General features: G+C 68.9%; 22 protein-coding genes. 17 read left to right on the forward strand and 5 right to left on the reverse strand.

Features of this window, described 5'->3' with window-relative positions:
• Positions 1-76: 76 nt before the first annotated feature.
• Positions 77-1,273, reverse strand: coding sequence for a S8 family peptidase (locus tag GIY23_RS08855; protein WP_154076206.1), 1,197 nt, complete (start codon positions 1,271-1,273; stop codon positions 77-79).
• A 328-nt stretch (positions 1,274-1,601) separates the two neighbouring features.
• Between GIY23_RS08855 and GIY23_RS08860 the strand changes: the two genes are divergently transcribed.
• The 5 genes from GIY23_RS08860 (at position 1,602) to GIY23_RS08880 (ending at position 6,773) form a co-directional block, all read left to right on the forward strand.
• Positions 1,602-2,054, forward strand: coding sequence for a universal stress protein (locus tag GIY23_RS08860; RefSeq protein WP_154076207.1), 453 nt, complete (start codon positions 1,602-1,604; stop codon positions 2,052-2,054).
• The gene (locus GIY23_RS08865) at positions 2,035-3,021 is read left to right on the forward strand and encodes an adenylate/guanylate cyclase domain-containing protein (RefSeq protein WP_228717625.1); all 987 of its coding nucleotides are present in this window, start codon (positions 2,035-2,037) and stop codon (positions 3,019-3,021) included. Before GIY23_RS08860 ends, GIY23_RS08865 begins: the two co-directional genes overlap by 20 nt.
• Positions 3,022-3,121: 100 nt before the next feature.
• The gene (locus GIY23_RS08870) at positions 3,122-4,504 is read left to right on the forward strand and encodes an FAD-binding oxidoreductase (protein ID WP_154076209.1); all 1,383 of its coding nucleotides are present in this window, start codon (positions 3,122-3,124) and stop codon (positions 4,502-4,504) included.
• 24 nt (positions 4,505-4,528) lie between these two features.
• Positions 4,529-5,758 carry a class I SAM-dependent methyltransferase gene (locus GIY23_RS08875; protein WP_154076210.1) on the forward strand — a complete coding sequence of 410 codons (1,230 nt, stop codon included), beginning with the start codon at positions 4,529-4,531 and terminating at the stop codon, positions 5,756-5,758.
• Between the two features lie 166 nt (positions 5,759-5,924).
• A complete protein-coding gene (locus GIY23_RS08880; protein WP_154076211.1) occupies positions 5,925-6,773 on the forward strand; it encodes a putative RNA methyltransferase in 849 nt (282 codons plus the stop codon).
• A gap of 120 nt (positions 6,774-6,893) precedes the next feature.
• On the opposite strand, the gene GIY23_RS08885 is transcribed toward GIY23_RS08880, so the two are convergent.
• A complete protein-coding gene (locus GIY23_RS08885) occupies positions 6,894-8,243 on the reverse strand; it encodes an FAD-dependent oxidoreductase (RefSeq protein ID WP_154076212.1) in 1,350 nt (449 codons plus the stop codon).
• A 244-nt stretch (positions 8,244-8,487) separates the two neighbouring features.
• Here GIY23_RS08885 and GIY23_RS08890 point away from each other — a divergent pair, with 244 nt between their 5' ends.
• The 4 genes from GIY23_RS08890 (at position 8,488) to GIY23_RS08905 (ending at position 14,230) form a co-directional block, all read left to right on the forward strand.
• The gene (locus GIY23_RS08890; protein WP_228717626.1) at positions 8,488-9,327 is read left to right on the forward strand and encodes an SAM-dependent methyltransferase; all 840 of its coding nucleotides are present in this window, start codon (positions 8,488-8,490) and stop codon (positions 9,325-9,327) included.
• Positions 9,324-11,465 (forward strand): putative bifunctional diguanylate cyclase/phosphodiesterase, encoded by a 2,142-nt coding sequence (locus GIY23_RS08895; RefSeq protein WP_228717627.1) that lies wholly within the window; start codon positions 9,324-9,326, stop codon positions 11,463-11,465. Before GIY23_RS08890 ends, GIY23_RS08895 begins: the two co-directional genes overlap by 4 nt.
• A gap of 156 nt (positions 11,466-11,621) precedes the next feature.
• Complete coding sequence (thrS, locus tag GIY23_RS08900) at positions 11,622-13,646, forward strand: threonine--tRNA ligase (RefSeq protein WP_154078723.1); 2,025 nt, start codon at positions 11,622-11,624, stop codon at positions 13,644-13,646.
• Complete coding sequence (locus GIY23_RS08905; RefSeq protein WP_323847490.1) at positions 13,643-14,230, forward strand: HIT family protein; 588 nt, start codon at positions 13,643-13,645, stop codon at positions 14,228-14,230. The genes thrS and GIY23_RS08905 overlap by 4 nt, the downstream gene beginning before the upstream one ends.
• Before the next feature lie 230 nt (positions 14,231-14,460).
• Here the strand turns inward: GIY23_RS08905 and GIY23_RS08910 are convergent, their stop codons facing one another.
• The gene (locus GIY23_RS08910) at positions 14,461-15,000 is read right to left on the reverse strand and encodes a YceI family protein (RefSeq protein WP_154076213.1); all 540 of its coding nucleotides are present in this window, start codon (positions 14,998-15,000) and stop codon (positions 14,461-14,463) included.
• Between the two features lie 258 nt (positions 15,001-15,258).
• Between GIY23_RS08910 and pgsA the strand changes: the two genes are divergently transcribed.
• Entirely contained in the window at positions 15,259-15,864 is a 606-nt protein-coding gene (gene pgsA, locus GIY23_RS08915) for a phosphatidylinositol phosphate synthase (RefSeq protein ID WP_154076214.1), read from the forward strand.
• 220 nt (positions 15,865-16,084) lie between these two features.
• Here pgsA and GIY23_RS08920 read toward each other — a convergent pair whose 3' ends face one another.
• On the reverse strand, positions 16,085-18,196 hold the full coding sequence (locus GIY23_RS08920; RefSeq protein WP_154076215.1) for an elongation factor G-like protein EF-G2: 2,112 nt from the start codon (positions 18,194-18,196) through the stop codon (positions 16,085-16,087).
• 278 nt (positions 18,197-18,474) lie between these two features.
• Here GIY23_RS08920 and pdxS point away from each other — a divergent pair, with 278 nt between their 5' ends.
• Both pdxS and GIY23_RS08930 read left to right on the forward strand, forming a co-directional pair.
• Entirely contained in the window at positions 18,475-19,377 is a 903-nt protein-coding gene (gene pdxS, locus GIY23_RS08925) for a pyridoxal 5'-phosphate synthase lyase subunit PdxS (RefSeq protein ID WP_154076216.1), read from the forward strand.
• Between the two features lie 111 nt (positions 19,378-19,488).
• On the forward strand, positions 19,489-19,881 hold the full coding sequence (locus tag GIY23_RS08930) for a VOC family protein (RefSeq protein WP_154076217.1): 393 nt from the start codon (positions 19,489-19,491) through the stop codon (positions 19,879-19,881).
• A 58-nt stretch (positions 19,882-19,939) separates the two neighbouring features.
• Here GIY23_RS08930 and GIY23_RS08935 read toward each other — a convergent pair whose 3' ends face one another.
• Positions 19,940-20,497, reverse strand: coding sequence for a helix-turn-helix domain-containing protein (locus tag GIY23_RS08935; RefSeq protein WP_154076218.1), 558 nt, complete (start codon positions 20,495-20,497; stop codon positions 19,940-19,942).
• A 71-nt stretch (positions 20,498-20,568) separates the two neighbouring features.
• Here GIY23_RS08935 and GIY23_RS08940 point away from each other — a divergent pair, with 71 nt between their 5' ends.
• From GIY23_RS08940 to GIY23_RS08960, 5 genes are all read left to right on the forward strand, one after another.
• A complete protein-coding gene (locus GIY23_RS08940) occupies positions 20,569-21,303 on the forward strand; it encodes an AzlC family ABC transporter permease (protein ID WP_154076219.1) in 735 nt (244 codons plus the stop codon).
• A complete protein-coding gene (locus GIY23_RS08945; protein WP_154076220.1) occupies positions 21,300-21,608 on the forward strand; it encodes an AzlD domain-containing protein in 309 nt (102 codons plus the stop codon). Before GIY23_RS08940 ends, GIY23_RS08945 begins: the two co-directional genes overlap by 4 nt.
• A gap of 49 nt (positions 21,609-21,657) precedes the next feature.
• The gene (gene pdxT, locus GIY23_RS08950) at positions 21,658-22,317 is read left to right on the forward strand and encodes a pyridoxal 5'-phosphate synthase glutaminase subunit PdxT (RefSeq protein WP_154076221.1); all 660 of its coding nucleotides are present in this window, start codon (positions 21,658-21,660) and stop codon (positions 22,315-22,317) included.
• A 105-nt stretch (positions 22,318-22,422) separates the two neighbouring features.
• Positions 22,423-23,172: a YebC/PmpR family DNA-binding transcriptional regulator gene (locus GIY23_RS08955; RefSeq protein ID WP_154076222.1), complete on the forward strand. Its 750-nt coding sequence runs from the start codon at positions 22,423-22,425 to the stop codon at positions 23,170-23,172.
• A gap of 351 nt (positions 23,173-23,523) precedes the next feature.
• Complete coding sequence (locus GIY23_RS08960; RefSeq protein WP_154078725.1) at positions 23,524-24,027, forward strand: DUF4262 domain-containing protein; 504 nt, start codon at positions 23,524-23,526, stop codon at positions 24,025-24,027.
• Positions 24,028-24,132 lie beyond the last annotated feature (105 nt).

Genomic DNA, 24,132 nt, shown 5'->3' on the forward strand with positions numbered 1-24,132 from the left:
GCGAATTTGCCTTCACTAAGGCGAACGGTGCAGGTAGAGGGGGTGGTACACGAAAGGATGTTCTCTGGATGTGGGATCAGTGGGCCATGGCGTGGGCGTTGAGGAAGAGGTCGGGACTGCCCGGCTTCGCGTCCTGAACCGTGTCCTCGGTGGCGCGCTCGACGAGCGCGGCCTCCACCTCGGCCTGCTCGGCCTCCGGGTGCTCGGCCAGGTACAGGGCGACGGCGCCCGTCACGTGCGGGGCGGCCATCGAGGTGCCCTGCATCGTCGTGACCCCGTCGTCAGCCTCGTGCCCGGCGGAGTCGATTCGCACGCCGGGCGCGAACAGGTCGAGACACGGGCCCCAGTTGGAGAACTCGGCGCGACGGTCGTGCTCGTCGGTGGCGCCCACGGTGATCGCTTCCGGCAAGTGCGCCGGTCCGGACTCGCAGGCGTCGATATCGGCGTTGCCCGCCGCGACGACGAATGCCACGCCGGAGTCGATCACGCCCCGTACCGCCTTGTCGGCGACGTGCTTGGTGTCGGTGTAGATGCTGAAGTTCACCACCGCGGGTCGCTCCGAGGCCTCGGCTGCCACCCAGTCCAGCCCGGCGATGATCACCGAGTCGGGTGCGGCGTTGTCACAACCCAGCACCCGCACGGAGTGCAGCGCGGCGCCCTTCGCGACACCGAACGTCGTGCCCGCCGAGGTCCCGGCGGTGTGGGTCCCGTGCCCGTGACAGTCCACGCCGTCCTGTCCGTCGGCGACGAAGTCCGGTCCCATCACGATGCGGTCGGCGAAATCCCGATGGCTGGGGCGAATTCCGCTGTCGAGGTTGTAGATCGCGACGTCCTCGGCGGTGTTCTCGTACGTGTAGCGCGCGTCGAGGGGGAGATCCTCTTGGTCGACGCGGTCGAGGCCCCAGGACGGCGGGTTCTCCTGCACGCCGGTTCCGCGAGCGACCCCGTCCTGCGACACCGCGGCGACAGTCGGGTCCGCGGCGAGGCGTGCGGCAGCGTGCTCCGTCAGATCACGAACCGAGAAGCCACGCAGCGCCGACTCGTAGGTGAAGCCGACCTCGCCGCCGTAACGGGCGGCCAGATCTGCGGCAGCGGTCGCCACCGAGGGAACGGGGTCGTCGGCGAGCCGCACGATGTAGTTGCCCGGGATCGCCTCGGAGGCTTGTTCCACCGGAGCGGTCGTGGGCGACGTGGCGGCAGTGGTGAGCGTGATCGTGGCCGTCGCGGCGGCAACGGCCAGCACGCGGCGCACGGCATCTCCGCCGAGCTTCATGGGATGTCTCCCTCATCGGTGCCGGACAACCCGGCAGGTGTTCGTGAGGTTCGAAGCTAATCGGCGAGATCGGACGAATCGAGAGGACGGGACGCCGCACGCGGACGTTCCCATCTGCGAGTCTCTCGTTCCCGGTCGGTTCACACCGCGCGGTCGTCGCGGGTCACGCAGGGTGCACAGGTCCCAGGCTGGGCACGAACACGGCTCGATCCGTGACGAGCGGACGTCCCCGTCGTTAATGTTCACATCTCGCGGTTTCACCACGAGCGATGCCGGTGCAGCGATCTGGCATCGTGGTCGCCGCCCGATGTGGAGAGAGTGAGAGTCGATGTCGAGCTACCGCACCGTCGTCGTCGGAACCGACGGCTCGCCGCCGTCGTTCCGCGCCGTCGTCCGTGCCGCCGAGGTCGCGCGGGACGCTTCCGCACGGCTGCTCGTGGTCTGCGCGTACTACCCCAGTAACGACCGAGAGGTCCAGCAGGCCCAGGACCAGCTCGGGGACGAGGCGTTCCAGGTGATCGGCTCGGCTCCCGCGGAGCAGACGCTGCGCGAAGCGGCCGAGAAGGCCAGAGCCGTCGGCGCCACGGACATCGACACGACCTCGGTCGTCGGTGCGCCGATCAACGCGCTGACCGAGGCCGCCGAATCCGACCAGGCCGACCTGCTCGTGATCGGCAGTCGCGGGCTGAACACCATCAAGGGACGCATTCTCGGCTCGGTGCCCTCCGAAGTGTCCCGCCGCGCCGACTGCGATGTGCTCGTTGTCCGAACGGACCGATGACTCCGGGCGGACCCGGGCCGATCCCGGCGGGGTCCACCGAGTCCTGCTCGGTGACGCCCCGCGTTACACGAAGGCAGAGGTCGCCCGTGTTGCCGAAGTCGAGCTGAGCCGGGCCGAACAGCTGTGGCAGGCGATGGGGTTCGCCCATGTCGCCGACGACGAGGTGGCGTTCACCGACGCCGACGTGGACGCGCTACGGATGCTCGTACAGCTCGTCTCGGCGGAGGTCATCACCCCGGAGATGGAGACCGCGGTAGCGCGGTCGCTGGCGCGCACGATGGCGCGACTCGCGGACTGGCAGCTCGACATCTTCCGGTCGGTACTCGGCGAGACGTTCGCCACGGACCGGCAGACCACCGCCGAGTTCGCCGAAGCCGTCGTGCCGGTGATGGGCAGGCTGCAGGAGTACGTGTGGCGGCGTCACCTGGCCGCTGCCGCGTCCCGTGAGCTCACCCGAAACGATCCGCGCACGCAGGTGCACACCCAGGTGGTGGGGTTCGCCGACCTGGTCGGCTACACGCGGCTCATCCGGGACTTCAGCGAGATCGAACTCGGCAGGCTCATCGACGAGTTCGAGGACCTCGCCACCCGAGTCGTCGCGCAGAACCACGGGCAGATCGTCAAAACAGTGGGTGACGAGGTTTTGTTCGTCGCGCCCTCGGAGGCGGCGGCGGCCGAGATCGGTCTTCGGCTCCACGAGATGATCGCGGCGGCCACTGACGTGCCGCCGCTGCGGATCGGGATGGCGATGGGGCCGGTGCTGGGCCGTTTCGGTGACGTGTACGGCTCCACGGTCAACATCGCCAGCCGGCTGACGTCGCTGGCGAAACCGGCGACGGTGCTGGTCGACGCGGAGTTGGCGGCTCCGTTGCGGGAGGACGCCCGGTACGACCTGACTCCGATCGGCGCGACGAAGGTGCGGGGGTTCCGCGGTCTACGGGCGTGGGTGCTGCGGCGCTGCGAGTGACGCACGAACGAGGACCCTGCCCTCCGCGGGTGATCGAAAGAACACGACTTGCCCGACCGGACGACGTGCTCTCGCCACGAACCGGTTCTAGGGTCGAGACATGGGAATCGACCCGGCTGCGCTCGCAGGCGGTCGGCACACCGCCGAGGTGCGAGCCGTGCAGCAGCAGTATCGCCAGCTTCCGGCCACGGCCCCGGTCCGGCTGGCGAAGCCCACGTCGAATCTCTTCCGGTTCGGTCGCCCGGAACACGGCGCGGGGCTCGACGTCAGCGGATTCACCGGCGTTCTCGACGTGGACACCGGGTCCGGGCGTGCGCAGGTCGGCGGCATGGCGACGTACGAGACGGTGGTCGACACGCTGCTGCGTCACGGCCGCATGCCGTGGGTTGTTCCACAGCTCAAGACGATCACGCTCGGCGGTGCGGTCGCCGGTCTCGGCATCGAGTCCACGTCCTTCCGCAATGGACTCCCACACGAATCCGTGCGGGAGATGGAGATTCTCTCCGGCGACGGGTCGGTCGTGGTCGCCACAGAGGACAACGAGCACGCGGAGTTGTTCCGCGGCTTCCCGAATTCCTACGGCACGCTCGGTTACACGCTGCGGCTGGAGATCGAAACCGAACCGGTGCGGCCGTTCGTGCGGTTGCGGCACGTGCGGTTCTCGTCCGCCGAGGAGTGTGCCGCCGCGATCGCCGAGATCAGCGCTCGTGGCGAGTTCGAGGGCGCGACGGCGGATTTCCTGGACGGAACCGTCTTCGGGCCGGACGAGCTGTACCTGACCGTCGGGACGATGGTGGACGAGGCACCGACGACCAGCGATTACGTCGGTCGGCGGATCTACTACCGCTCGATCCAGGAGCTGGAGGTCGATCACCTCCGCATTCGCGACTACCTGTGGCGCTGGGACACCGACTGGTTCTGGTGCTCGCGTGCGTTGGGTGTGCAGCACCCGATGGTGCGGCCGCTGTGGCCCCGCCGGTACCGGCGTTCGGACGTCTACCGCAGGGTGGTGGCCTGGGACCGTCGGTTCGGCCTCACCGACCGCCTCGCGTCCTGGCGCGGACAGCCGCGCCAGGAACCCGTTGTGCAGGACGTCGAGGTGCCCGTCGATCGGGTCGCCGAATTCCTCGACTTCTTCCATCGCGAGATCGGGATCAGTCCCGTCTGGCTGTGCCCGGTGCGGTTGCGGGATCCGGCGGGGTGGCCGCTGTACCCGATGGATCCGGAGACGCTGTACGTCAACGTCGGCTTCTGGTCCAGCGCGCCGTTGCGCGCGGGGCAGGAATTCGGCCACTACAACCGGCTCATCGAACAACGGGTGTCCGAACTGGACGGCCACAAGTCGCTGTACTCGACGTCGTACTACGACGAGGACGAGTTCTGGCGGCTCTACAACAAGCCCGTGCAGGACGCGCTCAAGCAGCGCTACGACCCGGACAGGAGGCTGCCCGGCCTGTACGAGAAGTGCGTACAGCAGGGATGACGAATCGCGAGAGAGGTGCGGCTCATGGGGATCGCAGAGGTGTTCCCGCGGATTCTGGGTGAGGACGTCGACGTCGAGTTCACCGCCTACGACGGCAGCACGGCCGGGCGGCGCGGCTCCGATGTCCGGTTCGAGATCCGGTCACCGTTGGCGATGTCACATCTCGCGGCGGCCCCGGGAGAACTCGGTCTGGTGCGCGCGTACGTGACCGGCGCAGTGGAAGTGCACGGTGACATGCACACCGCCCTGTCCCGGTTCCCCGCGATCGCCCTGCACGACGTGCCCGTCAAGGCGCGCTGGCAGGTGGCCGCGCGCCTCGCCGCCTACCGGGCGTGGTGGCCGGTGACGCCTCCGGTGCACGAATACCGTCCGCACGGCTGGCGGCACTCGAAGAGCCGCGACAGCCACGCGGTCTCGTACCACTACGACGTGTCGAACCGCTTCTACGAGTGGGTGCTCGGACCGTCGATGGCCTACACCTGCGCGGTCTATCCGGAGGCGAGTTCGTCGCTGGAGGAAGCGCAGTACACCAAGCACGACCTGGTGGCCCGCAAACTCGGTCTGGGCAGCGGGATGCGGCTGCTCGACGTCGGCTGCGGCTGGGGCGGCATGGTGATGCACGCCGCGGAGCGCTACGGGGCGCGGGCTCTGGGAGTGACCTTGTCACGGCAACAGGCGCGGTGGGCGCAGAAGGCGATCGCCGAACGTGGCCTGGCCGACCTGGCCGAGGTGCGGTATCTCGACTACCGCGACGTCGAGGAGAGCGGGTTCGACGCGATCAGTTCGATCGGTCTCACCGAGCACATCGGACGCGCACACCTGCCGGAGTACTTCGGGTTCTTGCACGACCGGCTGCGTCCGGGCGGGCGGGTGCTCAACCACTGCATCACCCGGCCGGACGGGCTGCACGACGCCAAGGCGGGCAAGTTCATCAGCCGGTACGTGTTCCCGGACGGTGAGTTGCACGGGCCGGGCACGCTCGTGTCCGCCATGCACGACCACGGTCTCGAAGTGCGTCACGAGGAGAACCTGCGGGAGCACTACGGGATGACGTTGCGGGACTGGTGCGCGAACCTGGAGCACCACTGGGCCGACGCCGTCCGCGAGGTCGGTCTGGAACGGGCGCGGATCTGGCGGCTCTACATGGCCGCGTCGCGCCTCGGGTTCGAGCACAACGCGATCCAGTTGCACCAGGTGCTCGGCGTGCGCCCGGACGGCACGAACTCGGCGATGCCGCTGCGACCGACGTGGTGACGGTCGGAGTGTCGCGCGAACAGTAGACGGCGCGGGTCGAGGGTTTCGGTCAGGAACACGGCGCCGACCGTGGTGGCCGCTCACGCGGACCGGTCTCCGCCACGGAACCACCCACGCAGGTCAACCCGCGCACCCTCGTAGACTTTCCGGGTCGAGGGAGGATGCGGTGCTGCAAAGCGTGGTGGACGTGCTCGCGTGTCCACACTGCGGGCAGGGGCTCGCCGCGGCGGAGGGGTCACTGCGGTGCCCGGTGGGACATACCTTCGATCTCGCCAAGCAGGGGTACGTGAGCCTGTTGGCCGGTGCGGGCACCGGCATCGACGGGGACGACGCGGCGATGGTCGCCGCGCGTCACGAGGTGCTCGAGGCGGGCCACTACACGCCTGTCGGCGAACACGTGGCCCGCGAAGCGGCCCGGGTGACCCCGGCAGGCGGGGCGGTGCTCGATGTCGGCGCGGGTACCGGCTACTACCTCCGTGAGGCGTTGGCGGGGTGTCCGGACTCGCCGGGTGTGGCGCTCGACGTGTCCAAGTACGCGTGCCGTCGCGCGGCGAAGGCGGATCCGAGGATCGGTGCGGTGCTTGCGGACGCCTGGCGGGCGTTGCCGTTGCTCGACGGTTCGGTGTCGACCGTGCTCAACGTGTTCGCGCCGCGCCATGCGGCGGAAATGGCGCGGGTGCTGCGTCCGGGCGGGCACCTCGTGGTGGTGACGCCCGAGCCGAGACATCTCGTGTCGCTCGTCGACAGGCTCGGTCTGATCACTGTGGACGAGCGCAAACGGCAGCGACTCGACGAGCAGCTCGGCGACCGGTTCGAGCCGGTGACTTCGAGTGAGGTGACGTTCGGGCTCTCGTTGTCCTTGGGTGAGGCGGAGGCCGTCGCCGCGATGGGGCCGAGTGCTCGTCACGTCGCCGCCGCGGAACTGCGTGACCGCCTCGCCGAACTCCCCGAACCCGTCGAGACGACAGCCGCCGTCACGGCCACGACCTACCGTCTCCGCACCAGCATCGACTGAGGCGAACGGCACTTTCGCCTCGTCTCGTGGGGCGAACGTGCCGTTCGCCCCGTGTGCCCGTTGAGGTGAACGGCACTTTCGCCTCGTGTGGTGGGGTGAAAGTGCCGTTCACCTCCGGGCTCAGGACTCGCGGGAGATGCGGACCATGTCCTCGCGGGGGACCACCTTGACCCGTTCCCGACCCTGGGTTTCGCCGAGTGCCCGCTCGTGCGCGTCGAGGCGGTTCCAGCCGTCCCAGGTGGTGTATTCGACCCCGCGCTCGTCGAGTAGCTGCAGCACGCTCTCGCGGTCCGGTGCCTGCGCGGGGCGATCCGCGTCGACGTCGGCGAGCAGGTTGGTGATCGTCTCGAGCGCGTCGCCCTTGGTGTGACCGATGAGCCCCACCGGGCCACGTTTGATCCACCCGGTGGTGTACACGCCGGTCATGTGCTCGCCGTCGAGGTCGAGCACCCGGCCACCTTCGTGGGGCACCGTGCCGGTGCCGTGGTCGAACGGGATGTCGGGCAAGGGCGAACTGAGGTAGCCCACGGCGCGGTAGACGGACTGCACCGGGACCGTCTCGAACTCGCCGGTTCCCCGGACGTCGCCGTCGCCGGTGAGTTCCATGACCTCGGTGGTCAACCCGTCGACGCCGTCCTCGCCGTGGATCTGCACCGGCTTACGAAGGAAGTGGAAGTGCAGCCGTCGCGGCGTGTCGTGCTTCGGGTCCCGCAGCGCCCAGTCCTGCAGAGTTTTCACGATCGTCTTGACCTGGTTGGAGCCGCGGATCGCTTCCTCGCTGCCCTCGTCGAGCTCGAAACCCTCCGGGTGCACGATCAGTTCCACACCGGGCTGATGGTCGAGTTCACGCAGTTCCAGAGGCGTGAACTTCGACTGTGCCGGGCCGCGCCGCGCGAACAGATGCACGTCGGTGACGGTCGAGGACTTCAGCCCCTGGTGCACGTTGTCGGGGATCTCGGTGCTGAGCAGGTCGTCGGCCTGCTTGGCCAGGATGCGGGCGACGTCGAGCGCGACGTTGCCCGCGCCGATGACGGCCACCTGCTCGGACTCCAGCGGCCAGTCGCGCGGCGCTTCGGGGTGACCGTCGTACCAGTGCACGAAGTCCGCGGCGCCGTGGCTGCGTTCCAGGTCGACGCCCGGCACGTCCATCGCGCGGTCCTTGGTCGCGCCGGTGGAGAACACCACGGCGTCGTAGTGCTGGCGCAGGTCCTCGAGCTTGAGGTCGACGCCGTAGTCGACGTGCCCGAGGAACCGGATCTCCGGCTTGTCCATCACCCGGTGCAGTGCGTTGACGATGCCCTTGATGCGCGGATGGTCGGGAGCGACTCCGTAGCGGACAAGGCCATAGGGCGCGGGCATCCGGTCGAAGAGATCGATGTCGACCGCGGTCTCGGACTTGGTCAGGATGTCGGCCGCGTAGACGCCGGCCGGGCCTGCGCCGACAACGGCGACGCGCAACGGGCGGGTCACTGCATGTCCTCCTGGGCGTGGAAACAATCTCCTTTCAGCTTAGGCAGCCCTAACCCCCGGTCCCGGCATGCGGACAGTGAGGTTGTTCATACCCCGCAACCGTGGATACCCGTGTTGATCACCACGGAGTGATCGACAGCCACGGGTGGACGACACCGTCGGTAGATGACTGAATGCGCTCGGTCACGCTAAGGTCTGCGGCGATCAAGCGGCGCAGTCGTGACGCGGTCAGCGGACGCGCCGCATGCGCATCGCGACGAGCGAAGGGGCGAAGATGGTGGAACAGCCGAACTGGCTACCGAAGGGTGTCGACCTGGAGAAGCCGAGCGCGGCTCGCTGCTACGACTACTACCTCGGTGGCGCGCACAATTTCGCCGTGGATCGCGAGTTCGCCCGGCAGGTGCAACAGATCGCGCCGAACGTGGGTGAGCTGGCCCAGAACAACCGCGCGTTCCTGCGCAGGGCGGTGCGCTACTGCGTCGACAACGGCATCGATCAGTTCCTCGACCTCGGCTCCGGCATCCCGACGGTGGGTAACGTCCACGAGATCGCGCAGCGGGTCAACCCGAGCGCGAAGGTCGTCTACGTCGACAACGAGCCGGTCGCGGTCGCGCACAGCCAGACCATGCTCGCCGACAACCCGAACGCCGCGATGGTGCACGCGGACATGCTCGACGTGGACACGGTGTTCGCCGCGCCGCAGACGCGCGAGTTGCTCGACCTGACGAAACCCGTCGCGGTCATGATGGTCGCGGTCATGCATTTCGTCGGCGACGACAAGCAGCCGCAGGAGGTCGTGCGGCGCTACACCGAGCGGCTCGCGCCCGGCAGTTACCTCGGGTTCTCGCACGTCACCGGCGACCACTACCGGGACGAACTCGAGTCGGCGGTGTCGCTGTACGCGAACAGCACCAATCCGCTGACGTTGCGCTCGCGTGGCGAGGTCGAAGGCTTGTTGTCGGATCTCGACCTGATCGATCCGGGCGTGGTCTACGTGCCCCTGTGGCAACCGGAATCTCCCGAGGACGTGTGGGAGGACCCGAGCCGGTCCTGGATCTACGCCGCGGTGGGTCGTCTGCCGTGACCGGCGGGACGTTCGAGCGGCCTCGCCGGGAGGTCGCCGAAGCCTGGACGCGGGAGATCTTCGCGACGAGTTTCGTGCCGATGTCCCGCGTCGAGGTCGTCGACCTGTTGGACGCCGCGCTGGGCCGTCTCGTCGACGCGGTGGTCCTGCCGGTGTCCGCTCGCCGCGCAGGCGAGCAGCTCGGTAGCGATCTGGTGGGGTGGCATTTCCGCACTCCGGCCGCCCTGGAACGCAGCGTTCGGCTGCTCTCGGCGCGCCTGCCGGAGCTGATCGGCGAGTCGCCCGGCCGGGACAGCCGGATCGCGGACGTGCTCGCCACGGTGGCGGGCGGTTTCGCCACGGCCGTCCACGAGTCGACGTTGCACCAGCAGGACGTCATTCAGCAGGCGGTCCTGCGTGCCCGGGACGAGGCGGAACGGGAGCTCGGCGCCAGCGAGGCGCGGTTCCGTGCCGTGTTCAGCGACTCCGCACTGGGCATCGCCATCGGCGCGTTGGACGGCACCATCGAGGACGCCAACGACGCGATGGTGCGCATCTTTCGGACCACGCTCGACGACCTCGTGGGCCGGACCGTGTTCGACCTGCTGGACCCGGAGTGGGCGGCGGCGATCCGTCCGGCGTGCGCGGATCTTGCGCACGGCACGATCGACCGCCTCGGCGAAGTCACCCGCACCACGACCGAGGACGGCTCACACGTCTGGACCCAGCTCTCGGCGTCGCTGGTGCGCCGGTCGAGCGGACCGGACGAGGCCGACGGCCGCCGGGGCTCGGACTACGTGGTGATGCTCTGGGAGGACATCACCGAACGCCACATGCTCCAGGAGCAGCTGCGCAGGCAGGCGACTCACGACCCGCTCACCGGACTGGCCAACCGGACGCTGCTGACGCTGCGGTTGCAGGACGCGCTCACCGGCACTCACGACGAGCGCCGGGTCGGGCTCTGCTACTTCGACCTCGACGGTTTCAAGGCGATCAACGACAGCCTCGGGCACCCCATCGGCGACGACCTGCTGCGCGCGACTGCCCAACGGCTCCAGGCCACCGCCGCCGAGGTCGGCGCGCTCGCGGCGAGGATGGGCGGTGACGAGTTCGTGGTGCTCGTGCCGGACAGTGCCGGGCCGCCTGCGGTGCTCGAATTGGTCGAGACTCTGCTGCGGGAGGTGCTGAGCCCGGTACGCCTCGGCGGGCACGAACTCACCGTCTCGGCGAGCGTTGGCGTCGTCGAACGTCCCGTCGCCCGTACCGACGCAGGCGAGCTTCTCCGCGACGCCGACATCACGCTGTACCGCGCCAAGGGTGAGGGCAAGGCGCAGTGGGTGCTGTTCGAATCCGACGTCGACGAGGCTTCCCGTCGACGGTTCCGGCTGTCGGCGACGATGCCAGCGGCTCTCGACGACGACGAGTTCTACGTCGAGTACCGGCAGGCACGCCACCACCCGGGTGGCGAACTCGTGGCCGTCGAGGCGGACGTGCGCTGGGACCATCCGGAGCTCGGGGAACTGTGCTCGACGGAGTTCCTGCCGTTGGCACAGGAGACCGGACTCGTCGTCCGCCTCGGAAATTGGGCGCTGCGGCAGATCTGCACGCACGCCTTCGGGTGGCAGCAGCGGCTCGGGGACGAGGCGCCGACGGTGGCCGTCACGCTCTCGGAGCGACACTTCCGCGACCCGGGCCTGGTCGGTGGGCTGCGGTCCGTGCTCGCCGACACCGGACTCCGGCCGGACAAACTGTGCGTGGTGGTGCCGGAGTCGGTGCTCTTCGACGAGGACGACGACCCGGTCGACACGGTCGAGATCCTGCAGGGGCTCGGCATCACGCTCGTCGTCGACGGTTTTGGTGGCGACCTGCGCCGCTTGCCCCGGTTGCGGGAGCTGCGGATGAACGCGGTGAAGATTTCCGGGCCGTACGTGGCCGGCTATGCGGCCGAGCACGGGCCCGACCCGCTCGACGAACACGTCGTGCGCAGCCTCGTGCGCGCCGCAGAACTGCTCGGATTCTCGGTCGTGGCCGACGGCGTCGATGACGAGGCGCAGGCCGCTCGGCTGGCCTCGGACGGTGTGCGGATCGTGCAGGGCGAGGCCGCCGGGTCGCGCGTGTCCGCGATGGAGATCGAACTCGCCGTCGCTGCCGCGTGCTGAGAACACGTGCGGCCTGCGGTGGCCTGCGGGAAACGGGCTGCGGCGAGCCGATAGCATCGTGGCGCACACCCCGTGACGACCCGTGCCGGTGCCACCGGCACCACCTGAGGAGTGACCGTGTCCGTTCTGCCGCCCGAAGCCCAGCACGCCACCAGGCTGAAGGTTCCGGCGGGCACGACGGCCGGCGACGTCGTGCGTCAGGCGGAACTGCCCTCCCAGGGCGAGGACGCGATCGTGGTCGTGCGCGACGCCGACGGCGAGCTGCGCGATCTGGCCTGGGCCCCGGAGTCCGACACCGAGGTCGAGGCGGTCGCCGCAGGCACCGAAGCCGGGCGCAGCGTCATCCGGCACTCGGCGGCGCACTTGCTCGCCCAAGCAGTGCAGGACCTGTTCTCCGACGCCAAGCTCGGCATCGGCCCCCCGGTCAAGGACGGCTTCTACTACGACTTCGACGTCGAGCGCCCGTTCACCCCGGAGGATCTGCAGGCGCTGGAGAAGCGCATGAAGCAGCTCGCCAAATCCGGGCAGAAGTTCTCCCGCCGCACGCTGGACTCCATCGAGGCCGCCCGCGAAGAACTGGCAGACGAGCCCTACAAGCTGGAGCTGGTGGACCTCAAGTCGGACTCCGAGGAGGTCGACACGAGCGAGGTCATGGAGGTCGGCGCCGGCGACCTGACCGTCTACGACAACGTCGACCGGCACGGCGAGGTCGTGTGGGGGGACCTCTGCCGGGGACCGCACGTGCCGCACACCCGGTTCATCCCGGCGTTCAAGCTCACCCGCGTGGCCGCCGCCTACTGGCGGGGGGACCAGAACAACCAGCAGTTGCAGCGGGTCTACGGCACCGCGTGGGAGTCGAAGGACAAACTCGACGAGCACCTGGAGTGGCTCGCCGAGGCCGAACGTCGTGATCACCGCAGGCTCGGCGCCGAGCTGGACCTGTTCTCCTTCCCCGAGGAGGTCGGCTCCGGCCTGCCGGTGTTCCACCCCAAGGGCGGCATCATCCGCCGCGAGATGGAGGACTACTCGCGGCGCAGGCACGAGGAGGCGGGCTACGAGTTCGTCAACTCCCCGCACATCACCAAGTCCGCGCTGTTCGAGACCTCGGGTCACCTGAGCTGGTACAAGGACGGCATGTTCCCGGCGATGCACCTGGACGAGGAGCGCAACGCCGACGGGGAGATCACCAAACCGGGGCAGGACTACTACCTCAAGCCGATGAACTGCCCGTTCCACAACCTGATCTACCGTTCGCGCGGGAGGTCCTACCGGGAGCTGCCGCTGCGCTTGTTCGAGTTCGGTTCGGTGTACCGCTACGAGAAGTCCGGTGTGGTGCACGGGTTGACTCGGGTGCGGGGCATGACCCAGGACGACGCGCACATCTACTGCATGCCCGCGCAACTGCAGGACGAACTGAAATCGTTGCTGGAGTTCGTGCTGGACCTGCTGCGCGACTACGGCCTCGAAGACTTCTACCTCGAGCTCTCGACCCGCAACGACGAGAAGTACGTCGGCGACGACGAGAGCTGGCGGATTGCCACCGAGGCGCTGCGCGAGGCGGCCGAGTCCTCGGGGCTGGAACTGGTGCCGGACCCGGGCGGGGCGGCGTTCTACGGCCCGAAGGTCTCGGTGCAGGCCAAGGACGCCCTCGGGCGCAGCTGGCAGATGTCGACCATCCAGGTCGACTACCACCTGCCGGAGCTCTTCGACCTGGAGTTCACCGCCCCGGACGGCAGCAAGCAGCGGCCGATCAAGATCCACCGCGCGCTGTTCGGGTCGATCGAGCGGTTCTTCGGGGTCCTCACCGAGCACTACGCGGGCGCGTTCCCCGCGTGGCTCGCGCCGGTGCAGGTGGTCGGAATCCCGATCGCAGACGAGCACGTGCCGCACCTGCAGCAGGTGCAGAAAACCCTGCGCGGCAACGGCATTCGGATGGACGTCGACGTCAGCGACGACCGGATGCAGAAGAAGATCCGCAACCACACCACGCAGAAGGTCCCGTTCCTGCTGCTGGCGGGCGGTAAGGACGTGGAGGCCGGTGCGGTCTCGTTCCGCTTCCGCGACGGTACCCAGATCAACGGTGTCCCGGTCGAGAGTGCGGTGGGGGCGTTGCAGCGCTGGATCGGGCGGCGAGAGAACGCCTCGCCGACGGAGGAGAACGTACAGGCGGAACTCGCGTGACCTCGGAACCGCACACCGACCCGGCGCCCGTGCCGGAGCCGGAACTGACCGAGCAGGAAGGCGTCGGGGTCTCCGACGCCTTGCAACGGCTGTGGACGCCGCACCGGATGGCCTACATCCTCGGCGAGAACAAGCCGGACAGCGACAGCAGCGACGGGTGCCCGTTCTGCCGTGTTCTGGACTCCGAACAGGCCGACGAGGACACGCTCGTCGTGGCCCGTGGCGAGCTGGTCTTCGCGATCCTCAATCTGTATCCGTACAACCCTGGCCACCTGATGGTGCTGCCGTATCGGCATGTCGCCGACTACACGGAGCTCACGCCGGAGGAGACCGTCGCGGTCGCGGAGTTCACCCAGCAAGCGATGCGGGTGATCCGATCGGTCTCGGCGCCGCACGGTTTCAACATCGGCCTCAACCAGGGGCCGGTCGCGGGGGCAGGCATCGCCGCGCATCTGCACCAGCACATCGTGCCGCGCTGGGGCGGGGATTCGAACTTCATGCCGGTGATCGGCCACACGAAGGTGCTGCCGCAGCTGCTGGGGGACACCCGCTCCATGCTGGCCGAAGCCTGGACACGGACTTAGTAGAACTCCTGACAGGAGTCTTGCTTGGTGGGTCGGGTGGCGGAACCTCAGCGCCGTCCTCGCTGCGGGATCGATTTCTTGAGTAGCGACCTACGCGGCGAGAATCGCTGTCCTCGCGAGGACGGCGCTGAGAACCCGCGGGTGGTCGGGCTGCGTACGTGGTGTCCGCTGAGCGGCTCCGCCACGGACCCACCCACGCAAACCAACCCGCGCGATCCCCTACGTGTTGTTCAGCCGCGCAGGTGGGCTTCGATCTCCAGGACGAGCTTGACCTTCTCGCCCAGCATCGCGCCACCGTCCGGGCCGACGCCGAACTCGGTGCGGTCGAGGGTGGTCGTGGCGGACAGGCCGAGCATCGAGCCGCCGTTGCCGTTGTCGGCGATGCCGCCGAACTCGACGTCGAGCGAGACGGGGCGGGTCACGCCGTGCAGCGTCAGTTCCCCGTCGAGCACGTAGTCCTCGCCGCTGGGGCGCACCGCGGTGGAGCGGAACGTGGCGGTGGGGTGGGTGGCGACGTCGAGGAAGTCGGCCTGGCGCACGTGCTCGTCGCGGTCGCCGTTGCCGGTGTTGACCGACGCGGTGTCGATGGTGGCGGTCACCGAGGACTCGAGCGGGTCCGCGGCGGTGACGATCTCGCCCTGCAGACGGTCGAACCGCCCGCGCGAGCGCCCGACCCCGAGGTGACGCAGGGTGAACTCGAGGTGGGAGTGGACCGCGTCGATGTCCCAGGTGCCGGCGACATAGCCGGGGATCTCGGTGGCGGTGGTCAAGTCTACCTCCTGAACAGAACTCAGTTGACGATTCAACAACAGTGAGTGTGTCAGTCCGCATTCCCGGTACCGAGTGGGCCCCACCACTGATCGGGTCCGACAACGAGGTGGTCGGGTTGATCTGCGTGGTTGGATGGCGGGACTCACTTCACGGCCGGTCCGCGTAGGGCGCGGTGTGCCTGACCGCAGCCTCGATCCAGGCGCACTCTAAGCTGCAAGCACTGATGTGTCCGGGGCAGGAAGTGGACGGCCGAAGCGATGCTCAACTTCTTCACACGGGCTTCGGTGTCCCGGCTGGTCGATCCGATCGGCCACTGGCTCGTGCGTCGCGGGCTCTCGCCGAACGTGGTGACGGTGATCGGCACCGTCGCCACCGCCGCTGCCGCGCTGTGGTTCTACCCCCGGGGTGAGCTGTTCGTCGGCACGGTCGTGGTGACCGTGTTCCTGTTCTTCGACCTGCTCGACGGGGCGATGGCTCGCACCCTCAACCGCGCGACCAGCTTCGGTGCCGTGCTCGACGCCAGCTGCGACCGCATCGCCGACGCGGTGCTGTTCGGCTCGCTGGTGTGGTGGGCCCTGGTCGTGGACGACAATGAGTCGCGCGGGCTCGGGCTGCTCGTCTGCCTCGGCGGCGCGCAGGTGATCTCGTATGTGAAGGCCCGCGCGGAGGCCAACGGGCTGACCGCCGACGGCGGAGTGGCCGAGCGGGCGGAACGGTTCGTGGTGATCCTCGTCGCCGTCGGTCTGCACGGACTCGGCGTGCCCTACGTGCTCGACGCCGCGATCTGGCTGCTGGTGCTGCTGATCGTGCTCACCGTGGTGCAGCGGCTCGTGCGCGTGCACTCCCCAAGGGCCCGCACGTGACAGGGCATCTTGAAACCGGCGCAAGTGGTCCGGTACCACCCCGCCGGGTTCGTGCCTTGCGGCGTTGGGGCCTTCTTGAGTACCCGGTGTACGCGGCGAGAACCCCTTCCTTCAGTGGCACGGACTCCGAACGCCGGAGCCACTCACCTTGCCGCGGCTGGGCGCGTGTGAGGCGTGACCTACGAGCACGCATGTCAGTTCCCGAATGCCCTCTGAGCAGTCACGTCGGGGCCGGTTCGTAACTGCTGAAGTTGCGGGTGAAGGTCGCGCTGCCGGAGCTCAGCGACCGTACGTTGACCGAGTAGCGGACGAGTTCACTCGCGGGAACGTGCGCACGGACCACGGTCCAGCCCGTGTCCTCCGGCTCGGTGCCCACGACCTTGCCGCGCCTGCTGGAGAGGTCGCCGAGGATCGCGCCGAGGTGCTCGTCGGGCAGGCGCACCGCGACCTCGTCCACCGGTTCCAACGTGGTCAGTCCCGCCTGCTCGGCGGCGGCCTTCAGCGCCAGCGAACCGGCCGTCTGGAAAGCGGAGTCGGAGGAGTCGACGCTGTGCGCCTTGCCGTCCACGAGCGTCACGCGCAGGTCCACCAACGGCTGTCCCTCGGCGAGGCCCTTCTCGGCCTGGGCCCGGACGCCTTTCTCCACGCTGGGGATGAACTGGCGTGGGACCGCGCCGCCGACGACCTTGTCCAGGAACTCGAAGCCCGAGCCGCGCGGCAACGGCTCGACCTCGATGTCGCAGACGGCGTACTGGCCATGACCGCCGGACTGTTTGACGTGCTTGCCGTGGCCGTTGGCCGCTTGGGCGAAGGTCTGGCGGAAAGCCACCCGGATCGGCTCGGTCTCGATCTCGGCGCCGCCCTCGCGCAGGCGTTGTAGTGCCACGTCGGCGTGCGCCTCGCCCATGCACCACAGCACGAGCTGATGGGTCTCGGTGTCGCGGTCGAGCCGCAGCGTCGGGTCGGCGGCGATGAGCCGGTTGAGGTTGCGTGCCATGGCGTCCTCGTCGCTGCGGTTGCGCGCGACGACGGCGATCGGCAACAGCGGTTCCGGCATCGGCCACGGCGTGAGCAACAGCGGGTCCGACGGATCGGAGACGGTGTCCCCGGTCTCTGCCGAGCCGATCTTCGTCAGGGCGCACAGGTCGCCGGCCACACAGTGAGCCACGGCGCGCAAGGAAGCCCCGAGCGGGGAGTAGACGTGCGCGACCTTCTCGTCCTCGTCGTGGTCGGGATGACCGCGCTCGGCCATGCCGTGCCCGGAGACGTGGACGGAGCGTTCCGGCAGCAGCGTCCCGGAGAACACCCGCGCCAGTGAGACACGCCCCACGTACGAGTCCGCCGAGGTGTGCACGATCTCGGCGGCGAGCGGTCCGTCCGGATCCGGCGTGAGGCGCCGGGGCGAGCGTCCCTGCGGGTCGGTGAACTCGGCGATGGTGTGTTCCTTCGGGGACGGGAATCCGCGGGTGATGCCGTCGAGCAGCTCGGCGAGACCGACGCCGGACTCGGCACACACCGGCAGGACCGGATGCAATTCGCCTCGTGCGACCGCGGTCTCCAGGTCGGCGACGAGTGTGTCCTCGTCGATGTCCTCACCCGCGAGATAGCGATCCATCAGCGCCTCGTCCTCGCTCTCCGAGATGATCGCTTCGAGGAGCTCGCCCCGCTGCGGGCCGACGGCGGCCCGGGTCGCCTCGTCCGCGCGATCCACCACCGCCGTCGACCCGGTCGAGTAGTCGTAGATGTTCTCGGTGAGCACTCCGACGAGCCCGAGCAGTGTCCCGTCGGATGCGCGGTGCGGGAGATACAGCGGTACGACACCCGCCCCGAACGCTTCCTGACAGGCGGTCGTCGCGGCGTCGACGTCTGCCCGCGCGGCATCCAGCCGGGCGATCACCACCGCGCGCGGCATCCCGACGGTCGCGCATTCCTGCCACAGCGCGCGGGTCGCGGCGTCCACACCGTCCTGCGCTGCCACCACGAACAGCGCGGCGTCGGCGGCACGCAGTCCCGCCCGAACCTCACCGACGAAATCCGCGTACCCGGGAGTGTCGATCAGGTTGACCTTGCATTCGCCGTGCTCGACGGGAGCCACCGCCAGCCCGACCGAACGCTGCTGCTCGACCGAGGCGGCTTCGTGATCGCACACCGTGGTGCCGTCGGGGACCGAACCGGCCCTCGGTACTGTCCCGGTGAGCGCGAGCAGTGCCTCGATCAACGCGGTCTTGCCGGACGACGACGGCCCGACCAGCACGACGTTGCGCAGGGACGCGGGATCGGTCGGCGACGGTGCGGAAGCCGCCGGTGTCGTGCCGTTCTGCTTGTGTCCCATCACTGCTCCCTGACTCGCCACCGCTACACCGATCCTGTGTCCCCGATCACACACCCGGTCGGGGAGCCGTGCAAGGTCGACCAGCGGGAACCAACCGGAGGACGGTCCGCCGCGCCGGTGAAGTGGACTGGCCAGAAAGGCCACTAGTGGACCGGTCGAGAAGGCCGGTTCCCGCCTAGTGTCGAGGGCGATCCCGGATGCGTCGCGGGCAGCGACGCGTGTCCACCTCTGCCGCAGCCTGTAGGGGCGTGCGGCCACACCGAAACGGAAGGTCGAACGTGACCAGCACGGACTCCGCCCACACCACCGGAACCGACGGCGTCAAGCGCGGGATGGCCGAGATGCTCAAGGGCGGCGTGATCATGGACGTCGTCACCCCCGAGCAGGCCAAGATCGCCGAGGAGGCCGGCGCGGTCGCGGTGATGGCGCTGGAGCGGGTTCCCGCCGACATCCGCGTGCAGGGCGGCGTCGCCCGCATGTCCGACCCCGACATGATCGAGGGCATCGTCGACGCCGTGTCCATCCCCGTGATGGCCAAGGCGCGCATCGGACACTTCACCGAGGCCCAGGTGCTCCAGTCGCTCGGTGTCGACTACATCGACGAGTCCGAGGTGCTCACTCCGGCCGACGAGGCGCACCACATCGACAAGTGGGCGTTCACTGTCCCGTTCGTCTGCGGTGCCACCAACCTCGGCGAGGCGCTCCGTCGGATCTCCGAGGGTGCGGCGATGATCCGCTCCAAGGGCGAAGCGGGTACCGGCAACGTCGTCGAGGCCACCCGGCACATGCGTGACATCCGCGCCGAGATGCGCAAGCTCGCCACGCTCGACGACTCGGAACTGTTCGTCGCCGCCAAGGAACTGCGCGCTCCGGTCGAGGTGGTGCGGGAAGTCGCCCGTACCGGCAAGTTGCCCGTCGTGCTCTTCACCGCCGGTGGCATCGCCACTCCGGCAGATGCGGCGATGATGCGCGGACTCGGCGCCGAGGGTGTGTTCGTCGGCTCCGGCATCTTCAAGTCCGGCGACCCGCAGAAGCGCGCGGAAGCGATCGTGAAGGCCACCACGTTCTACGACGACCCGGATGTGATCGCGAAGGTCTCCCGCGGGCTCGGCGAGGCCATGGTGGGACGTCACGTCGAGGACCTGCCCGCCGATCAGCGCTACGCCCAGCGCGGTTGGTGATTCCGCTTCCCAGTCTGACCGTCCCGGACGCCCGACCCTGAGGTGCGAACGGCACTCTCGCCCCGTCTCATGAGGCGAGGGTGCCGTTCGCACCGTTGAGGGGAGGATCCGATGAGCCATCAGCCGAGCGTGGTGGCGGTTCTTCGCTACCAGGACGCGAAGCAGGCTTTGGAGTTCCTGCACGACGCCTTCGGGTTCCAGCAGACGATGGTCGTGCCGGGGGAGGGGAACACGATCGCGCACGCCGAGATGAGCTTCGGCAACGGGAAGGTCATGCTCGCTTCGGATTCATCGGAACCGGGTACGGGCGGCGCGGCGAACACCTATTCCGGGGTCTACGCCACGGTGACCGACCCCGACGAGCACTGTGCTCGCGCACGCACGGCGGGTGCGGAGATCACCATGGAGCCGACCGACATGGACTACGGGTCGCGTGAGTACGCGGCCCGCGATCTCGAGGGCCACCACTGGTACTTCGGTACCTATCAACCGTCGGTCTCGTAATCGCTGAGCTGAGAAGCCGTCTGTGGTGGTGGTCCTTACCGGCGTTGGAGCTTGCCGCTCAGACGTGTTCCATGACCAGGACGGCCTTCGTGTCGGCAGCGAGCGCTTCGTAGAGGTGCGGCCCGTCGGCGGCGAAGGACGCGTAGTCGCCCACGTCGAGGTCGAGCGGTGTCTCGGCCGGACCGACGCGCATGGCACCGGCGGTCACCACGACGTGTTCGATCGTGCCCGGCAGATGCCCGTCGGCGTGTCGGGCTTGGCCGGGATCCACGGTGAGCAGATGCAGGTCCCGGCGTGCCCCCGGTGGGCATGCGGAGAGCATCGCGGCGGCGAACGGTGAGGTCTCGGAGCGCACGAGGGGCGCGTGTCCGGCTCGGATGACTGTGAGCCGTGGTTGGGGCGGGTCGACGAGACGACTGAACGGGACGCCCAACGCGACCCCGAGTGCCCAGAGTGTCTCCACGCTCGGGTTGCCTGCCCCGGACTCCAGTTGCGACAACGTCGACTTCGCGACGCCGGCGCGTTTGGCGAGTTCGGTGAGGGAGAGCCCCGCGCGGGCGCGTTCGCGCCGGAGCGAGGCTGCGATGGTCTCCAACGGAGGTGATGCGTCGCTCATACCCACTGTTCGATCTGCCGTCGTTTTGTTCGTCTTGACGAACAAGTGTCCCAGTGGGCAGTATAACGAACATGGGTTCGGCAGGGCGAACGGACGCGAGGGCGCAACGGACGTCCGACGCGCAGTGGCGGGCGGCGTTGCACCGCAACGTGTTCTGGTTGTGCAGCGCGCTCGCCATCGTCGGAGCCTCCCTCGGCGCGATCGCGGTCACCCAGGGAGTCCCGATCTGGCTGGTCACGCTCATGGGGGTCGTCGTGTTCGCCGGCGGCTCGGAGTTCATGGCGATCGGGCTCATGACCGCTGGTGCCGCCCCCGCGACCGCCGTACTCGGCGGACTCATGCTCAACGCCCGGCATCTGCCCTTCGGGTTCGCCGTCGGTGAGGCCACCGGCTCGCGCTGGTGGTCGCGGATGATCGGCGCCCACCTGATGATCGACGAGGCGGTGGCTTTCGCGCTGGCCGAACAGGAGCCGCAGCGCCGTCGACGCGCGTACTGGACGTCCGGGGCGGCGCTGTTCTGCACGTGGGCGCCCTCGATCTTCGTCGGTGGCCTGCTCGGTCAGTGGGTGGGCGACCCCGAGGTGCTGGGGTTGGATGCCGCGTTGCCCGCCGCGCTGTTCGCGCTGATCACGCCGTCACTGCGCGACAACCCGACGCTGCGGGCGGTGGCGCTCGGCGCCGTGCTCGCCGTGGCCACCACGCCGGTGCTGCCGGAGGGCCTACCGATTCTCGTCGCGGTGCTCGCCGTCGCCCTAGCGTTGCCGCTGCCGTGGGAGCGCGACCGAAACGGAGGTGTCCCCGCGTGACAGTGCAGGTCGTCTTGCTGCTCGGGCTCGGAACCTACGCACTGCGTCTGCTCGGGCCGCTGCTCAAAGGGCGTATCCGGTTCTCGGACGAGGCCGAGCGGCTCATGTCGGTCGCGGCGATGGTGCTGCTCGGAGCGTTCGTGGCCACCAGCGCGGTGATCGAGGACGGAGGGTTCGCTGGCGTCGCCAGGTTCGCCGGAGTCGCCGTCGGCGGGCTCCTCGCCTGGTTCCGGGCTCCGTTCGTCGTCGTGGTCGTGGCAGCGGCGGGAATCACGGCAGCGGTGCGCGCGTTGGGCGTGGCGTGACCGGCCGGGACGCGCCCAGTCGTCCCGCCGGACCCGTGCCTTTGGGAGAATCGAGGTCGTGTCCAACGCTCAACCGGTGATCGGTGTCCTCGCCCTGCAGGGCGGTGTGGCCGAGCACCTCTCGGCACTCGAACGCAGCGGCGCGCACGCGCGGCCGGTCCGCAGGCCTGAGGAACTCGACGCCGTGCACGGCCTCGTGCTGCCCGGCGGGGAGTCGACGGCGATGACGCGGCTGCTCACGACGTTCGAGATGGCCGAGCCGCTCCGCTGCCGACTGCGGTCCGGGATGCCGGTGTACGGGTCCTGCGCGGGGATGGTGCTGCTGGCGACGAGCGTGCTGGACGACGACGGCTCCGCCTCGCCCGCGGTGAGCCCGTTCGGCGCGCTCGACGTGGTGGTGCGGCGCAATGCCTTCGGCAGGCAGACCGAGTCGTTCGAGGACGACCTCGACGTCGCCGGTATCGACGGCGGACCGGTGCATGCGGTCTTCATCCGCGCGCCATGGGTGGACAAGGTCGGCGCGGACGTGGAGGTCCTCGCGAGGTCCCGGCCGCCGACCGCGGCGGAGGTCACAGCGAGCGAGGACGGTCTCGGTAGGATCGTCGCGGTCCGGCAGGGGCCGGTGCTGGCGACCTCCTTCCACCCGGAACTGGTCCAGGGCGACGAGCGCGTCCATCGCCATTTCGTGGAGACGGTCCGCGCGGGGTGAGCGATCTGCCACCGGCGGGAAGCCGGTGCGGACACGAACCGGCGCGACGGACGAAGACGGACGGCGCCGCCGCGACGCGGCGCGATCGGACAAGACGGAGGAAAGATGAGCGGCCACTCCAAGTGGGCGACCACCAAGCACAAAAAGGCCGCCGTGGACGCCAAGCGTGGGAAGCTTTTCGCAAAGCTGGTCAAGAACATCGAGGTCGCGGCCCGAACCGGAGGGGGAGAGCCGGAGGCCAATCCCACGCTGTTCGACGCGATGCAGAAGGCACGCAAGAACTCCGTACCGCAGGACAACATCGAGCGGGCGCGTAAGCGGGGTGCCGGCGAGGAAGCCGGCGGCGCCGAGTGGCAGACGATCATGTACGAGGGGTATGGGCCGAGCGGCGTGGCCGTGCTCATCGAGTGCCTGACCGACAACCGCAACCGCGCGGCGGGCGACGTTCGGACGGCGATGACCCGCAACGGCGGCTCGATGGCCGATGCGGGGTCGGTGTCGTACCTGTTCTCGCGCCGGGGCGTGGTCCTGTTGCCCAAGGCGGGACTGTCCGAGGACGACGTGCTCGCCGCGGTCCTGGAGGCCGGGGCCGACGAGGTCAACGACCTCGGCGAGAGTTACGAGATCCTTTCCGAGCCGAGCGATGTGGTCGACGTCCGCAAGGCGTTGCAGGCCGAGGGCATCGAGTACGACTCGGCGGAGATGAACTTCCTGCCGTCGGTGCAGGTCCCGGTCGACGCCGAGGCCGCACGGAAGCTGTTCAAGATCGTCGACGCGCTCGAGGACTGCGACGACGTGCAGAACGTGTATTTCAACGCCGACATCTCGGACGACGTCATGGCCGAGGTCGGGTGACACACTCAGAGTGCATTGGGAACTGGCTTGTGTGCCCGTAGGGCACGGTCATACGTGATCAGCCGCAGCGCGAACTGGGGCGGCGGTACCGGACCACCCACCCAAGTTCCAAAACGCCCTCTCAGTGATCCGGTGCGAGCGGCACTTTCGCCTCACGGGACGAGGCGAGAGTGCCGTTCGCACCGAACAGCGGGTGAGGTGAACGGACCGTTCGCCCCACCGGACGAGGCGAGAGTGCCGCTCGCCTGTTCGAGACACGGTCGGTTGAACCCGCAGTCGGACACCGTCGGGTGAACCGATGTGCGCGGGCCGCTCGGGCGGCTCGCGGAGTCCTGTGCCGAAGGGATCGCGATGGCCTCGATCGACGAGGACGAGCGGCTGCGCCGCTGGATGATCAACACCGCGGACGAGCACGGTGCCGCCGTGATGCACGTGCGAGCCGGAGACCAGGAGGCGGCGTACGCGTTCACGGTCGGCGCCTGGCGGCGGTTCGGCAAGCCCGAGGCGGTGGTGATCGGCCTGCCGCGCGAGGTCGCGCACGCGGTGCTCAACACCTACGTGCGTCGCGCGTCGTCGGGGGAACGGTTCAAGCCGGGCGGGACCTACGACGGATTCCTGCAGGGCTGCCCGATGACGGTGGAACGGATCGCCAAGCAGCACTACGCGCAGTTCCTGGGCAGCGCGTTCCTGGTCTACCGCGACGACGACTTCCCGGCGGTGCAGTTGATCGCCGCGACGCCGCAGGGCGCGTTCCCGTGGCACGAGGACGCGCCGCGCGGGTTCGCCGAGTACCAGCCTGTGCTCACGGTCAGCGGGGTTCCGGAAAGCTGGACGCCGGGCGCGAACGGTCCCTGACCGGTTCCGCCGACGGTGCGCGTGTCGGGGTTCCGGCGACGGGGTGATCACCCGGTACAGTTCGAACGGATGTTCACCCGAGTCCTTCGGGCTCAGAAGCGGGGA

The organism is Allosaccharopolyspora coralli, assembly GCF_009664835.1.
Lineage (GTDB): Bacteria > Actinomycetota > Actinomycetes > Mycobacteriales > Pseudonocardiaceae > Allosaccharopolyspora > Allosaccharopolyspora coralli.

What these genes read in the sequence shown, in the direction of transcription:
- GIY23_RS08855 (WP_154076206.1), bottom strand. Translation starts at nt 1,273, where the DNA reads ATGAAGCTCGGCGGAGATGCCGTGCGCCGCGTGCTGGCCGTTGCCGCC.
- GIY23_RS08860 (WP_154076207.1), top strand. Translation starts at nt 1,602, where the DNA reads ATGTCGAGCTACCGCACCGTCGTCGTCGGAACCGACGGCTCGCCGCCG.
- GIY23_RS08870 (WP_154076209.1), top strand. Translation starts at nt 3,122, where the DNA reads ATGGGAATCGACCCGGCTGCGCTCGCAGGCGGTCGGCACACCGCCGAG.
- GIY23_RS08875 (WP_154076210.1), top strand. Translation starts at nt 4,529, where the DNA reads ATGGGGATCGCAGAGGTGTTCCCGCGGATTCTGGGTGAGGACGTCGAC.
- GIY23_RS08890 (WP_228717626.1), top strand. Translation starts at nt 8,488, where the DNA reads ATGCGCATCGCGACGAGCGAAGGGGCGAAGATGGTGGAACAGCCGAAC.
- pgsA (WP_154076214.1), top strand. Translation starts at nt 15,259, where the DNA reads ATGCTCAACTTCTTCACACGGGCTTCGGTGTCCCGGCTGGTCGATCCG.
- GIY23_RS08920 (WP_154076215.1), bottom strand. Translation starts at nt 18,196, where the DNA reads ATGGGACACAAGCAGAACGGCACGACACCGGCGGCTTCCGCACCGTCG.
- GIY23_RS08930 (WP_154076217.1), top strand. Translation starts at nt 19,489, where the DNA reads ATGAGCCATCAGCCGAGCGTGGTGGCGGTTCTTCGCTACCAGGACGCG.
- GIY23_RS08935 (WP_154076218.1), bottom strand. Translation starts at nt 20,497, where the DNA reads ATGAGCGACGCATCACCTCCGTTGGAGACCATCGCAGCCTCGCTCCGG.
- GIY23_RS08940 (WP_154076219.1), top strand. Translation starts at nt 20,569, where the DNA reads ATGGGTTCGGCAGGGCGAACGGACGCGAGGGCGCAACGGACGTCCGAC.
- GIY23_RS08955 (WP_154076222.1), top strand. Translation starts at nt 22,423, where the DNA reads ATGAGCGGCCACTCCAAGTGGGCGACCACCAAGCACAAAAAGGCCGCC.
- GIY23_RS08960 (WP_154078725.1), top strand. Translation starts at nt 23,524, where the DNA reads ATGGCCTCGATCGACGAGGACGAGCGGCTGCGCCGCTGGATGATCAAC.